This is a genomic window from Enterococcus sp. AZ088, from assembly GCF_051714845.1.
Taxonomy (GTDB): Bacteria; Bacillota; Bacilli; order Lactobacillales; family Enterococcaceae; genus Enterococcus; species Enterococcus faecalis.
Genome location: NZ_JBIOSQ010000001.1, coordinates 724093 through 737322 on the forward strand (window position 1 = coordinate 724093; position 13230 = coordinate 737322).

Sequence of the window (13230 nt, forward strand, 5' to 3'; positions counted from 1 at the left end):
AGGTGCAAACTATGTTATTGACTATGAATTTACAATTATTTGCCCATAAAAAAGGTGGCGGTTCTACATCAAACGGCCGTGACTCTGAATCTAAACGATTAGGCGCTAAAAGTGCTGATGGCCAAACAGTTACAGGTGGTTCAATTTTATACCGTCAACGCGGAACTAAAATTTATCCAGGTGTGAACGTTGGAATCGGTGGCGACGATACGTTATTTGCAAAAGTTGACGGTGTGGTACGTTTCGAACGTAAAGGCCGCGACAAAAAACAAGTATCAGTTTATCCAGTAGCTAACTAATACGATTAAAAAGCTGAATCTGCGGATTCAGCTTTTTTTTGTCTTGCATAAAGGGTTAGCCGTAAAGAAACATCTCAAAATAAAAAAAATCTCACATTGGGTTTAACTGCTTGTCTGACAAGGTTAATTGATGATATATTTAATGTAATAACAAGCATGTTATAAAATAATTGAGTCAAAAGAAAGAAGGGTATTATGCAGAAGAATTTTAGTGTAGTAAAGAAGTACGTGAATTTGATTTTGGATATTGTATTAGGGATTTTAGGAGTTTTCTTATTAGTATTTATGGCTAGTTATTTAGTTGACCTCGCTACATATCTCATGAAGCCAATGACGCCGGATAATTTTTCAGTTATCATGCAAGAAATTATTTCATTCTTTATGTTATTTGAGTTTATTATGATGATTCTTCGCTATATTCAAGAAGGACACCATATTCCGATTCGTTATTTGATTTTAATTTGTTTAACCGCAATTTTACGTCAATTAATGGTTGCACATGGCGATGGCTTGCAGACCTTATTGTTATCTTTATCAATTCTTTTACTAGTGGTTGTGCTATTTATTCTCGGGTTAAATGGCAGCAAATTTTATACGCTAGGAAAAGCGAAAGTAGAAGAAGATCACGAGCAAGATTTTCATCATTAATCGAACATAATCAAAGACCGTCCAACGTGAGAATTTTTCTCTAACGTGGGGCGGTCTTTTTAATGCATAGTTAAATAGTTAACTCAATCAGTTCAATTGTTGGTAAGACACCAAAGCGTGCGCTGATTTTAGTGGTTCCGATTCCTGGGTGAACAATTAGCGGCGTTTCATCTTCTAAATGATAAAGCCCATGTGTATATTTTTTAGCAAGCTGATTTTTGTAAGTGAAAAAAGGCAAGCGAATCTGTCCGCCGTGACTATGTCCTGCTAAAATGAGGTCAATGTTTTTGTTGACTGCTGAGTCTGCGACATCTGGCTCATGGGTTAGTAGCAGAGTGGGCGTTCCAGTAGGGCGGTTGACTAAAGCTGCAGCTAAGTCGGTTTGTCCATATAACGAATCTTCTAAACCAGCGACGTACAAGGAGATGCGGTGTGAGACAGGCAGTAATTTGCCCGTGTTTTTTAGTACGGTAAAGTCGGCAGCTTCTAAGATTGTTTCGTAAAAATTGGTATCTAACCCGCTATACTCGTGGTTGCCATAAATAGCGAATTTGCCATATGGGGCGTTAATTTTACGGAAAAGTTGACTCACTTCATCCTGAATTTCGATACCGAAACGGGCATAATCATCAAATAAGTCTCCTGTAAAAACGACTATGTCTGGTTGTAATGTATTTGTTTTTTCAACAATCTGTTTTAAGGCCTTCACAGAATAATTCTTTTTTAAATGAATATCAGAGAGTTGAACAATCCGTAAGGTTTTCCCTGATTCTGTTACTTTAATTTGATTTTTGTGTATGACTAAGCATTTAGGTTCAATAAAAAAACTATAGCTTAAAATGCCGATAATAATGAAAAATAGTGCCAGAAATAAATAAACGTTCATAATTTCCTCCTTGAAGTCGCTAAAGTAGTTTACTACAAAAGTGTTAAGCAAAAAATAAGGAAAGGTAAAATTTTCAGTAAACTTTCTCGATGAAGTTTTTTGGTGATTCATGCTTTTCTGAAGTAAATTTGCTATAATGAAAAATGAGAAAAAAGAAAGAAGGTCGAACCAATGATGGCAAGAGTCGAAAAGCTACGGGAGTTAATGAAAGAAAATAATTTACAAGGATTTTTAGTGACAAGTCCGTATAATTTACGTTATTTAACCAATTTTACTGGGACAACAGGCTTGGCAATGATTACATTAGATAAAGCTTTTTTTGTAACGGATTTTCGTTATACGGAACAAGCTGCGGAACAAGCAACTGGTTTTACTATCGTTAAAAACACAGGACATATTTTTGACGAAGTAGCAGATTTAGCTGAACGTTTGCAATTAGATAATTTAGCTTTTGAAGAAACGCAAGTTAGTTTCGCTGATTATAGCTTATTGGAAGAAATTTTACCATGTGAATTAGTTCCTGTAATGGGTTTGATTGAAGAATTAAGAGAAGTGAAAGATGAAGAAGAAGTAGCGATTATTGAAAAAGCGTGTGCCATCGCGGATCAAGGATTTGCCTTTGTCTTAGAGATGATTAAACCTGGAATGACAGAGATTGAAGTGGCTAATCAATTAGATTTCTTCATGCGTTCAAAAGGAGCCAGTGGTGTTTCTTTTGAGACAATTGTGGCCAGCGGTCTACGTTCAGCGATGCCACATGGCGTTGCTAGCCATAAAGTCATCGAAAAAGGTGAGTTAATCACTTTAGATTTCGGTTGTTATTATGAAGGCTATGTTTCTGATATGACACGGACATTCGCTATTGGTAGTATTCAGCCAAAACTAAAAGAAATTTATGACATTGTTTTAGAAGCACAATTAAAAGTGTTAGCAGAAGCTAAACCTGGGTTGACGGGCATTCAATTAGATGCGATTGCACGGGATCATATTGCTTCCTATGGCTATGGCGATGCGTTTGGTCACAGCACTGGTCATGGCATTGGGTTAGAAATTCATGAAAGACCAAATGTTTCATTCCGAGCAGATAAACAGTTTGTACCAGGGAATGTGATTACGGACGAACCTGGAATTTATTTGCCAGGAATTGGTGGCGTGCGTATTGAGGACGATTTATTAATTACTGCTGAAGGTAATCGTGTATTAACACATGCGCCAAAAGAATTAATCATTTTATAAAGGTTGGGAGAACATGGATATCCAAGAGTATCAGCGGTTTATTAGTGCGTTTTATAAAAAACGTAACTGGTATCAATATGATCCGTTTATTCGTTCCAACTTTTTAACAGAAGAAGTCGGCGAAGTTTGTCGGGCCATTCGGACAATTGAAATTGGCCGTGATCGACCGGATGAAACAGTTTTGGCGGATGAAGAGAATCTGGAAAATTTAACGGAAGAGTTAGGCGATGTGTTGGATAATTTATTTATTTTAGCCGATAAATATGACATCTCTTTAGAAATGATTATGCAAAAGCATCGGACGAAACTAATGGAACGTTATCCTGAAGAATAAAGATGTAAAAATAAGAAAGCCAAAATTACTTGGTCTTTCTTATTTTTACGTCTAAAGGCTTGAATTAGAAATTTATGACAAGAAATTATCTGTTCTTTTAGTCAGAACTTAGCTTTTCTGGTAGCGAAATAGGCTAATTAATGATAAACTAAGAACGAGTATTGATAAGCAAAATTTGGACGTTCTTTCACAACTAACTGAAGAAACCAGTGTTGTTTTAATTTTTAAGAATCATCCGTTGCTTAAAAGAGAATCCTTAAGAGACTTAGTGATTCATCAAATAAATCGTTTATTTAACGATTTTGTGCGTAATAGATAAGGAGGACAACCAAATGTCAGAAGAAAAAAATCTTGTAATCAATGCAAACGATTCTTTAGGAGAAATCGTGATCGCTCCTGAAGTCATTGAAGTAATTATCGGAATCGCTGCTTCAAAAGTAGAGGGCGTTTATGGGATGCGCGGCACGTTTGCCAATAATGTGAATGAATTATTAGGCCGTGCAGCACACGGCAAAGGTGTATATTTACGAACAGAAGAAGAAGGCTTAAAAGTCGATATCTATTGTTACTTGAACTACGGTGTTTCTGTACCAAAAGTTGCGTTAGAAATGCAAGACCGTGTGAAACAACAAGTCTTATTTATGACAGATATTGATTTAGTTGAAGTGAATATTCATGTTGTAGCGGTAGTACCTGAAAAAATCCCTCAACCAGACTTAAATGAATTATTCCCAGAAGATGAAGATGGAGAAGAGAATGAGTAAAACAGAATTAACCCGTCACGAGATTCGTGAAAAAGCGCTCCAAGCCCTTTTTCCTTTAGATTTTAATGCTGATTTAACCAAACAAGATGCCATTGATTATGCATTGGCTTATGATAATCGGGAAATCGTCAGTGAAGATGGCGAAGACCTAGTCCCTACGTATTTAGATTTACTTGTCGGCGGTGTGTGTAGCCGCAAAGCAGAACTAGACGAAGTGATTACGAACCATTTAGGTAATAACTGGTCTATGCAACGCTTAGCAAAAATAGATATTGTTATTTTACGTTTAGCTATTTTTGAAATGCTATACGTTTCAGATGTGCCAAACATTGTGGCATTAAATGAAGCCGTTGAGTTAAGTAAAAAATACAGCGACGACCGTTCACGTAAATTTGTTAATGGTGTGTTATCAAATGTAATGAAAGAAATTGATTCAGAGGCGTAAGCTCTGAATCTTTTTTTACTATCTAACTGGTGTTAAGATACTGGGTTATATGCTAAAATAAATACTATTAAAGAAGTAAAGAAACAATAGAGGGAGCGAAGGAATGAGTACAGTAATTAACGGTCGTGAATTAGCAGATCAAATGCAAGCAGAGATTCAAAAAGATGTAGAAAAGATGACACAACAAGGCATCCAACCAGGATTAGTTGTTTTATTAGTTGGGGAAAATCCTGCCAGCCAAACGTATGTGAGAAATAAAGAACGTGCAGCAGCCAAAATTGGCATTCTGTCAAAGGTCGAAAAACTGCCAGAAACTATTTCAGAAGAAGAATTATTGGCTGAGATTGACAAATATAATCAAGATTCACGCTTTCATGGCATTCTTGTACAACTACCTTTGCCAAAACATATTGATGAAGAAAAGATTTTATTAGCGATTGATCCCAAAAAAGATGTAGATGGGTTCCATCCAATGAATTTAGGCCGTTTGTTTGTAGGCAAACCTGAAATGATTCCTTGCACGCCGTATGGAATTATGAAGATGTTTGAAGCTTATGATATTGATTTAACAGGTAAACGTGCGGTGGTTATTGGTCGAAGCAATATTGTTGGCAAGCCAATGGCACAATTATTGTTAATGAAAAATGCGACCGTGACGATTGCCCATTCTAAAACTGAACATTTAGCAGAAGTTGCAAAAGAAGCGGATATTTTAGTTGTAGCAATTGGACGCGGGCATTTTGTCACCAAAGAGTTCGTGAAACCAGGTGCGGTAGTGATTGATGTGGGCATGAATCGCAATCAAGAAGGAAAACTGATTGGTGATGTAGCATTCGATGAAGTTTCTGAAATTGCAAGCTATATCACGCCGGTTCCCAAAGGTGTTGGCCCAATGACGATTACCATGTTAATGTATCAAACAGTCGAGGCAGCAAAAAAACAAAAGTAAGGTGAAAAAATGACGCAACAGTATTTAACAGTAACAGCCTTAACGAAGTATTTAAAACGTAAATTTGATGCAGACCCTTACTTAGGACGTGTCTATTTAACAGGTGAAATTTCGAACTTTCGCTTCCGAGCGAACGCGCATCAGTACTTCAGTTTAAAAGATGATCATGCGAAGATTTCTGCAATTATGTTTAAATCAGCCTTTCAAAAATTGAAGTTTCAACCAAAAGAAGGCATGAAAGTCATGGTGGTGGGGCGTATTTCGCTTTATGAAAACAGCGGCTCCTATCAAATTTATATTGAACATATGGAACCAGATGGTGTAGGTGCACTTTATCAAGCATTGGCAGAATTAAGAGAAAAACTAGGAAAAGAAGGACTTTTTGAAGGGCCTAAACAACAGTTGCCTCGTTATCCCAAACGAATCGCTGTGGTTACAAGTCCTAGTGGTGCTGTTATTCGGGATATCATTACGACAGTCAAAAGACGGTATCCGATTGCACAACTGGTCCTTTTTCCAACCTTGGTCCAAGGCGAGCAGGCGGCGGATGACATTGTGCGGAACATTCAGCGAGCCGATGCGCAAGGCGATTTTGATACGATGATCATCGGCCGTGGCGGTGGTTCAATCGAGGATTTATGGCCATTTAATGAAGAAAAAGTGGCTCGAGCCATTCATGCTGCCACCACACCGATTATTTCATCGGTTGGTCACGAAACAGATGTGACAATTGCCGATATGGTAGCAGATGTTCGTGCAGCAACGCCAACGGCAGCAGCGGAACTAGCGGTACCAGTTTTAAATGAAGAACTATTAAGAATTAGTGAACGGCGTAGTCGTTTAGAACAAAGCTTTTTATATCTCTTACAACAACGAACAGAACGTTTCCAACGACTACAAAATTCTTATGTGTTTAAGCAACCTGAGCGACTTTATGAAGGTCAAACGATTAAATTAGATCGAATGACGCAACGTCTTTTCCAAGCAATGACAACAATTCATCACCAAAAACAACGTCAAGCCCAAGGAATTATCGCTCAATTGCAACAACAGACACCAAAGGGACAATTAAGAGAAAGTCAGCAACAATTGGCATTTTTACAACGAAACTTGCAAACACAAATGACACAATTGTTCCTAAACAAACAAAAGCAATTCACGTCTGCTGTTCAACAACTAGACTTACTCAGCCCACTCAAAATTATGGGTCGAGGATATAGTTATACTACAAAAGAGGACCGTGTCGTTAAAACTGTTACCGAGTTACAGCCAGCAGATCAATTAACGATTCATTATGCTGACGGTACAGTTCAAGCAAACGTCGAAACAATAACAGCGAAAAAAGAGGAGTTTTAACATGCCAGCAAAAGAAAAAACGTTTGAAGAATCATTAAATGCCTTAGAAGAAATCGTTCAGCGCTTAGAACGAGGAGATGTTCCTTTGGAAGAAGCCTTAGCTGCCTTTCAAGAGGGCATGGCATTAAGTAAACAATGTCAAGATACATTGGAAAAAGCGGAAAAAACTTTAACGAAAATGATGACAGAAAACAATGAAGAAATTGTTTTTGAAGAGAGCGAGGAAGCGTAATGACGAATTTTAGTCAACAGCATTTACCGTTGGTTGAAAAAGTCATGGTCGATTTTATCGCAGAATATACTGAAAATGAGCGTTTGAAAGAAGCAATGCTCTACTCAATACACGCAGGTGGCAAACGATTACGCCCGCTATTAGTGTTAACAACAGTGGCCGCTTTTCAAAAAGAGATGGAAACACAAGACTATCAAGTGGCTGCCTCTTTAGAGATGATTCATACGTATTCATTAATTCATGATGATTTACCAGCAATGGACGATGATGATTTACGTCGTGGCAAACCAACCAATCATAAAGTGTTTGGTGAAGCGACTGCCATTTTAGCAGGGGACGGCTTATTAACAGGTGCATTTCAGTTGCTTTCTTTGAGTCAATTAGGCTTAAGTGAAAAAGTTTTACTGATGCAACAACTGGCAAAGGCAGCGGGGAATCAAGGCATGGTTTCCGGCCAAATGGGTGATATTGAAGGAGAAAAAGTCAGCTTGACTTTAGAAGAGTTAGCGGCTGTTCATGAAAAGAAAACCGGAGCGCTAATTGAATTCGCCTTAATTGCTGGGGGCGTATTAGCCAATCAAACAGAAGAAGTCATTGGTTTACTGACACAGTTTGCGCATCACTATGGCTTGGCTTTTCAAATTCGTGATGACTTATTAGATGCCACAAGTACAGAAGCAGATTTAGGTAAAAAAGTAGGCCGAGATGAAGCGTTGAATAAAAGTACGTATCCAGCTCTTCTAGGGATTGCTGGCGCGAAAGATGCGCTAACACATCAATTAGCAGAAGGTAGCGCTGTTTTAGAAAAAATCAAAGCAAATGTTCCCAACTTTTCAGAAGAACATTTAGCAAACTTGTTAACTCAGTTACAATTGAGATAGAAAGAAGGCACTTATGAAAAAAGAACGCGTCGATGTCTTGGCGTTTAATCAAGGACTATTTGAAACACGAGAAAAAGCCAAACGTAGTGTGATGGCTGGTTTGGTTTACAATGATAAAAATGAACGTTTAGATAAACCAGGGGAAAAAATTTCTGTGGAGACACCCTTACATACTAAGGGCCAAGTAATGCCTTATGTTTCTCGTGGGGGCTTAAAACTAGAGAAGGCACTAAATGTTTTTGCAATCAACGTTCAAGGCAAAACAATGTTAGATATTGGTTCCTCCACAGGTGGTTTTACCGATGTTGCTTTACAAAATGGGGCTCGTTTGAGTTACGCTTTAGATGTTGGCTATAACCAACTAGCATGGAAAATTCGGCAAGATGAACGCGTGGTGGTAATGGAACGTACCAATTTTCGCTATAGTAAACCTGAAGATTTCACTGAAGGGGTGCCGGATATTGCAACGATTGATGTTTCCTTTATTTCATTACGCTTAATTTTGCCACCTCTTCATGATATTTTGAAAAAAGGCGGTAGTGTGGTGGCGTTAATTAAGCCACAATTCGAAGCTGGCAAAGAGTTTGTTGGGAAAAAAGGAATCGTGCGTGATCCAGAAACCCATCAAATGGTTGTGGAGGAAATTACACGCTTTGCCATGAATAACGGTTATGATGTGAAAAACTTAGATTTTTCACCAATCACTGGTGGCGAAGGAAACATTGAATTTTTGGCACATTTAGTTTCTGTTGAAGGGGAAGGATCCTATCAAGCGCCAGAATCCATTGAAGAAGTTGTCGCGCATGCGCATCAAAAATTAGCGGAATGATGAGAAAAGTTAGAAGAAAGAAGTGGACGCCTATAGGTGAAAGCTTCTTTTTTGTATAAATCTAGTAATTCATCTTTTAAAATGCATAAAAATAAGCTATGATGAGGGCAAGAGTAAACTGAAAAGGAGAGCGGCGCCATGAGAAAGCAAGATAGACACCGTTTAATTACACGTTTATTGACTGAAAAAAATATTCAAAAGCAAGAAGATTTTGTCAACTACTTACAAGAAAAGGGCGTAGCTGTAACACAAGCAACAATTTCTCGCGACATTAAAGATATGAAACTGATCAAAGTTCCATCTGCAGAAGGGGGTTATCGATATAGCCTTCCATTAGAAACACAAGCTAATACGAGTGCTAAACTTGCAAAGCTTTTAAAAGATGCCTTTGTAGCTGCAGAACAAATGGAAAAATATGTCGTATTACGAACCATTCCTGGCAATGCGGCGGCGTGTGGTAGTTTAATCGAAAAGAATTACCAAGAGAAACTTTTTGCCGTCATCAACGATGATGATAGTGTCCTCATGATTGCACGAACTGAGGAAGCAGCAGAAAAACTTCATAAAGAGCTGTTAAGCTATCTATAAAGAATGAGGTGAACAAGATGTTACAAGAACTTTCCGTGAAAAATTTTGCGATTATCTCTTCGTTACAATTAGAGTTTCAAATGGGTATGACCGTTTTAACGGGAGAAACGGGTGCGGGGAAATCCATCATTATTGATGCAATGGGATTACTCACAGGCGGACGCGGCTCCAGTGACTATATTCGTCAAGGAGCAAATAAATGCACCTTAGAAGGACTTTTTTCAATGCCGAAAAGTCAAGAATTAAAGAAATTATTAGAAGAATTAGGTATTGAAACAGAAGAAGATTCTTTAGTGATTCAACGAGATATTTCCGCTTCTGGTAAAAATGTTTGCCGTGTCAACGGACGGATTGTCAACATTACTAATTTAAAAAGAATTGGGGAATATTTAGTAGATATTCATGGCCAAAACGAACATCAAGAATTGATGCAAAGTGAACGCCATATTGATATGTTAGATGAATTTGGTGGGAAAAAACTTTTAGCAGTCAAAGAAAAATATACACAGGCGTATCAAGAGTATCGCGCACTCGAAGCCAAAGTCAGAAAGCGACAAAAAAATGAAAAAGAATTTGCCCAAAGAATGGACATGCTTCATTTTCAAAGTGATGAAATTGCTAGTGCACAGTTAGTCGCTGGCGAAGAAGAACAATTGTTAGAAGAACGCAATAAACTGAACAATTTTCAAAAGATTGCTGATGCACTGACGATTAGTTATGCCGCGCTAAATGGTGAAGACGATAGTAGTTTGGATAAAATCGGAACAAGTATGAATGAACTCGCTTCGATTGAATCCCTTGATTCAGAATATAAAACATTGTCAGATACTGTTCAAAATGCTTACTACTTACTACAAGAAGCCAGTGGAGATCTTTCTAGGTTGATTGATGGCTTAGAACTAGACGAAGGCCGCTTGAATGAAGTAGAAAATCGTTTGGAATTAATCCGTCAAATGAAACGTAAATATGGCGATTCAATCGAAACGATTTTATCTTACTATGAAGAAATCACCAAAGAGTTAGCAGAGGCTGATTTTTTGGAAGGCGGTACAGGTGACTTAGAAGCGTTGCTTGCAGAGAAACAACAAGCGGCTCATCAACAAGCGTTAGCTTTACGAAAAGAACGAAAGCGCCTAGCCAAAGAGCTCGAACAACAAATTTTAACCGAATTAAAAGAACTATATTTGGAGCGAACTGAATTTGAAGTCCGCTTTACAGAACTTGAGCATTTACAAGAAAATGGCTTAGACGGAGTAGAATTTTATATTACTACTAACCCAGGGGAACCATTAAAACCGTTAGTTCGGGTGGCTTCTGGCGGAGAACTTTCGCGAGTGATGTTGGCTATGAAAACAATCTTTTCTCAAACGCAAGGGATCACTAGTATTGTTTTTGATGAAGTGGATACAGGAGTTAGTGGCCGAGTAGCACAGGCGATTGCCGATAAAATTTATCAAATTTCAGAAAATTCGCAGGTGTTGTGTATCACGCACTTGCCACAAGTGGCGGCCGTTGCCGATGAACATTATTTTATTGAAAAAGAAATTGTGGCGGGGCGGACAGAAACAAGCGTCCGAATTTTATCTGAAAAAGAGCGAGTAAACGAAATTGCGCGTATGCTCGCAGGAAGTGAAATTACGAAATTAACCATTGAACATGCACAAGAGCTGTTGGCGATGGCGAAAAAATAGCCGCTCTATTTGAGCAAGTAAAAAAACAGCCCTTTCAATTGATAGAAGGGGCTGTTTTTTTACTTTTAATGTGTGAAAAAGTTCTCCAGTTTAAAGACTAAGAATCGCTGTTAAAACAGTTGAACCTACAATTGCGATCAGCATTAGCCAAACCACGACTTTCGTGATTTTTGAAAAGCGACTTTGTTCTTTGTCGTTCATAAATGACACGTCCTTTTTAATTTCTGCTAATAGTGTACAACCTTTTCCTGAAAACAGCAACCTAAAGTTATAAGAGATTCTTTTTCTTTAAAATTCGAATACTAATTACGCAGATTAAGGTAGTGATGGCAAAAATAATCCAAAAAGAATATTCATGCTCTGCAAAAGGGAGTTTCACATTCATGCCGTAAATTCCTCCGATGATGGTCGGAATGGTCAGGACAATTGTTAAGGATGTTAAAATTTTCATGACATTATTTAAGTTATTTGAAACGATTGCTGAAAAAGTATTACTAATGTTATCAACTAATTTTAGTTGTATTTTAGTCGTATTCAGTCCTTGTTCTAGTTCAATCAGAATATCCCTTAAAAATGGCAAATGTTTTTCTGGATGATTAAAAATTTCAGCGCTATATAAACGTTTTAATACTTTTAAATTATCCGTTAAAGCTGCTTCGAAATAAACTAGACTTTTTTGAATGTCCATAATCTGATACAATTGACTATTTTCTGTGGCTACTTGGAGCTCTCCTTCAAGTTTGTTGGTTTGTTGGATAAGTGCTTGTAAGTTTTTATTGAAGGAAAGGGCCATCTTCCATGAAAGGGCTAAAATTAAGGCCTTCTCAATAGAAAGATCTTGATGGGTGAACGCCTCTTTTTGAATCCCATGAACGATGTCGTTAGGCCCGTTGCTAACAGTAATTAGTTTGTTATCGATGGTTGCGATTAAAGCAATCGGCACCGTTTCTACTTGCAGATAGCCACTAGGACTGATACTAGCTTTGGGATAACGAAATAAAAGTAACGTAGGCGTTTGTAATTTTTCGTGGCGGAAGCCTTCCACTCGAGCATTTTCTTCATCATCTAAAACGCCGGTAAGATAATCTGTTGGTAAGTGGTATTGATTGACGAGACGCTCGATTTCTTCTTCTGTAGGAGATTCTACCGAAATCCAACTTAGGGCTTCATCGTCTGGTGAACAAGGTTCAAAATAGTCATTTTTCAATAATAAATAATTAATCAAAAGATTCACCCCGAATCAACATTTTTTGTTCTAAATCCATTATAATAGAAGTATGACACAATACGAGAAGAAAAGCTTATAAAAAACATTCAAAAATAAGTGGCCGCGATAGGTGAGGCCTCGTTTTGAAAATGGTTTGATAAGTAATCCGTTTTTTATATGAAAAAGCAAGCAAAAAGGGCTTTTAGCACATATATTTAAACGAAATGAAACATCTGTGTAACGTTGATGAAGTATAGTTATAGCAGGTGGAATGAAAGGATTTGTTGAGAGAATGGTGTCGTTTTCGGCAATAATGTTATTTTGGTATATTTTTCCGGTAATTGTGCTCTTTGCGTGCAATTTTCTCGTGTCCACTTTTTCCCTAACGGAACGTTGGAAAATAAAAGCACCGGATTTGGCCATTCCGTTTTTATTCATAGGGATCCATGAGTTATCCAAAGATAGTTATGATGAATCGATTATGCCGTATTTTGTGATTTCTATTTTGTTATTAGGAGTCGCTGTTGCCCTGTTTCAAGCTTATTATTATGGAGAGATTTTATATAGACGATATTTCAAGATGTTTTGGCGGTTGACGTTTTTACTAACGTTTGTGTTGTATGTGTTGCTTATCTTGCTAAATATCAGTCATTATCTACTGTAATAAAGCGTGGAGACAATAGGGGAAATACGCTGTGGGAAAATGTCCCCCACAACTCCCCACTCCGTGGGGTTTTTTTGTTATTTGTGGGGTTATTTTATAAAAAATATAGTAAAAACCTTGTTATAATAACATTTTTTGTTGGGTGATGCTTGTTACATAAAACCCTGTAAATATTACAGAAATTTTAAATAACAGTTAAAAAATAGAAGTTTTTAGATTTA

At 37.5% G+C, this 13230-nt stretch carries 17 protein-coding genes; 14 read left to right on the forward strand and 3 right to left on the reverse strand.

Going from position 1 to position 13230, the window contains the following annotated elements; all coding sequences use genetic code 11:
- Nucleotides 1–11: 11 nt before the first annotated feature.
- Entirely contained in the window at nucleotides 12–299 is a 288-nt protein-coding gene (gene rpmA / locus IGL17_RS03535) for a 50S ribosomal protein L27 (protein ID WP_002355868.1), read from the forward strand.
- A 195-nt stretch (nucleotides 300–494) separates the two neighbouring features.
- Nucleotides 495–947 carry a phosphate-starvation-inducible protein PsiE gene (gene psiE / locus IGL17_RS03540; protein WP_002355869.1) on the forward strand — a complete coding sequence of 151 codons (453 nt, stop codon included), beginning with the start codon at nucleotides 495–497 and terminating at the stop codon, nucleotides 945–947.
- 70 nt (nucleotides 948–1017) lie between these two features.
- On the opposite strand, the gene IGL17_RS03545 is transcribed toward psiE, so the two are convergent.
- A complete protein-coding gene (locus IGL17_RS03545) occupies nucleotides 1018–1833 on the reverse strand; it encodes a metallophosphoesterase (protein ID WP_002363393.1) in 816 nt (271 codons plus the stop codon).
- 171 nt (nucleotides 1834–2004) lie between these two features.
- Between IGL17_RS03545 and IGL17_RS03550 the strand changes: the two genes are divergently transcribed.
- The 11 genes from IGL17_RS03550 (at nucleotide 2005) to recN (ending at nucleotide 11138) form a co-directional block, all read left to right on the forward strand.
- Nucleotides 2005–3069 carry a M24 family metallopeptidase gene (locus IGL17_RS03550; protein ID WP_025193354.1) on the forward strand — a complete coding sequence of 355 codons (1065 nt, stop codon included), beginning with the start codon at nucleotides 2005–2007 and terminating at the stop codon, nucleotides 3067–3069.
- Nucleotides 3070–3082: 13 nt separating this feature from the next.
- Complete coding sequence (locus tag IGL17_RS03555) at nucleotides 3083–3403, forward strand: MazG nucleotide pyrophosphohydrolase domain-containing protein (protein WP_002355872.1); 321 nt, start codon at nucleotides 3083–3085, stop codon at nucleotides 3401–3403.
- A gap of 332 nt (nucleotides 3404–3735) precedes the next feature.
- Nucleotides 3736–4167, forward strand: coding sequence for an Asp23/Gls24 family envelope stress response protein (locus IGL17_RS03560; protein ID WP_002355874.1), 432 nt, complete (start codon nucleotides 3736–3738; stop codon nucleotides 4165–4167).
- A complete protein-coding gene (nusB, locus tag IGL17_RS03565; RefSeq protein WP_002355875.1) occupies nucleotides 4160–4612 on the forward strand; it encodes a transcription antitermination factor NusB in 453 nt (150 codons plus the stop codon). Before IGL17_RS03560 ends, nusB begins: the two co-directional genes overlap by 8 nt.
- Nucleotides 4613–4715: 103 nt before the next feature.
- Complete coding sequence (locus IGL17_RS03570) at nucleotides 4716–5561, forward strand: bifunctional methylenetetrahydrofolate dehydrogenase/methenyltetrahydrofolate cyclohydrolase (protein WP_002355876.1); 846 nt, start codon at nucleotides 4716–4718, stop codon at nucleotides 5559–5561.
- Nucleotides 5562–5570: 9 nt separating this feature from the next.
- On the forward strand, nucleotides 5571–6917 hold the full coding sequence (gene xseA / locus IGL17_RS03575; protein ID WP_002355877.1) for an exodeoxyribonuclease VII large subunit: 1347 nt from the start codon (nucleotides 5571–5573) through the stop codon (nucleotides 6915–6917).
- Between the two features lies 1 nt (nucleotide 6918).
- Nucleotides 6919–7149, forward strand: a complete 231-nt coding sequence (locus IGL17_RS03580; RefSeq protein WP_002355878.1) for an exodeoxyribonuclease VII small subunit — start codon at nucleotides 6919–6921, stop codon at nucleotides 7147–7149.
- Nucleotides 7149–8030, forward strand: a complete 882-nt coding sequence (locus IGL17_RS03585; RefSeq protein ID WP_002379200.1) for a polyprenyl synthetase family protein — start codon at nucleotides 7149–7151, stop codon at nucleotides 8028–8030. The genes IGL17_RS03580 and IGL17_RS03585 overlap by 1 nt, the downstream gene beginning before the upstream one ends.
- Nucleotides 8031–8043: 13 nt before the next feature.
- Complete coding sequence (locus IGL17_RS03590; RefSeq protein WP_002364633.1) at nucleotides 8044–8859, forward strand: TlyA family rRNA (cytidine-2'-O)-methyltransferase; 816 nt, start codon at nucleotides 8044–8046, stop codon at nucleotides 8857–8859.
- Between the two features lie 138 nt (nucleotides 8860–8997).
- A complete protein-coding gene (locus tag IGL17_RS03595) occupies nucleotides 8998–9447 on the forward strand; it encodes an arginine repressor (protein WP_002358881.1) in 450 nt (149 codons plus the stop codon).
- Between the two features lie 17 nt (nucleotides 9448–9464).
- Nucleotides 9465–11138 (forward strand): DNA repair protein RecN, encoded by a 1674-nt coding sequence (gene recN, locus IGL17_RS03600; protein ID WP_002387037.1) that lies wholly within the window; start codon nucleotides 9465–9467, stop codon nucleotides 11136–11138.
- Nucleotides 11139–11228: 90 nt separating this feature from the next.
- Here recN and IGL17_RS03605 read toward each other — a convergent pair whose 3' ends face one another.
- Both IGL17_RS03605 and IGL17_RS03610 read right to left on the reverse strand, forming a co-directional pair.
- The gene (locus IGL17_RS03605; RefSeq protein WP_002383399.1) at nucleotides 11229–11339 is read right to left on the reverse strand and encodes a DUF4044 domain-containing protein; all 111 of its coding nucleotides are present in this window, start codon (nucleotides 11337–11339) and stop codon (nucleotides 11229–11231) included.
- 67 nt (nucleotides 11340–11406) lie between these two features.
- Nucleotides 11407–12372 (reverse strand): magnesium transporter CorA family protein, encoded by a 966-nt coding sequence (locus IGL17_RS03610; protein WP_002387038.1) that lies wholly within the window; start codon nucleotides 12370–12372, stop codon nucleotides 11407–11409.
- Between the two features lie 244 nt (nucleotides 12373–12616).
- Here IGL17_RS03610 and IGL17_RS03615 point away from each other — a divergent pair, with 244 nt between their 5' ends.
- Nucleotides 12617–13009 carry a DUF3397 domain-containing protein gene (locus IGL17_RS03615; RefSeq protein ID WP_002383401.1) on the forward strand — a complete coding sequence of 131 codons (393 nt, stop codon included), beginning with the start codon at nucleotides 12617–12619 and terminating at the stop codon, nucleotides 13007–13009.
- Nucleotides 13010–13230: the final 221 nt, after the last annotated feature.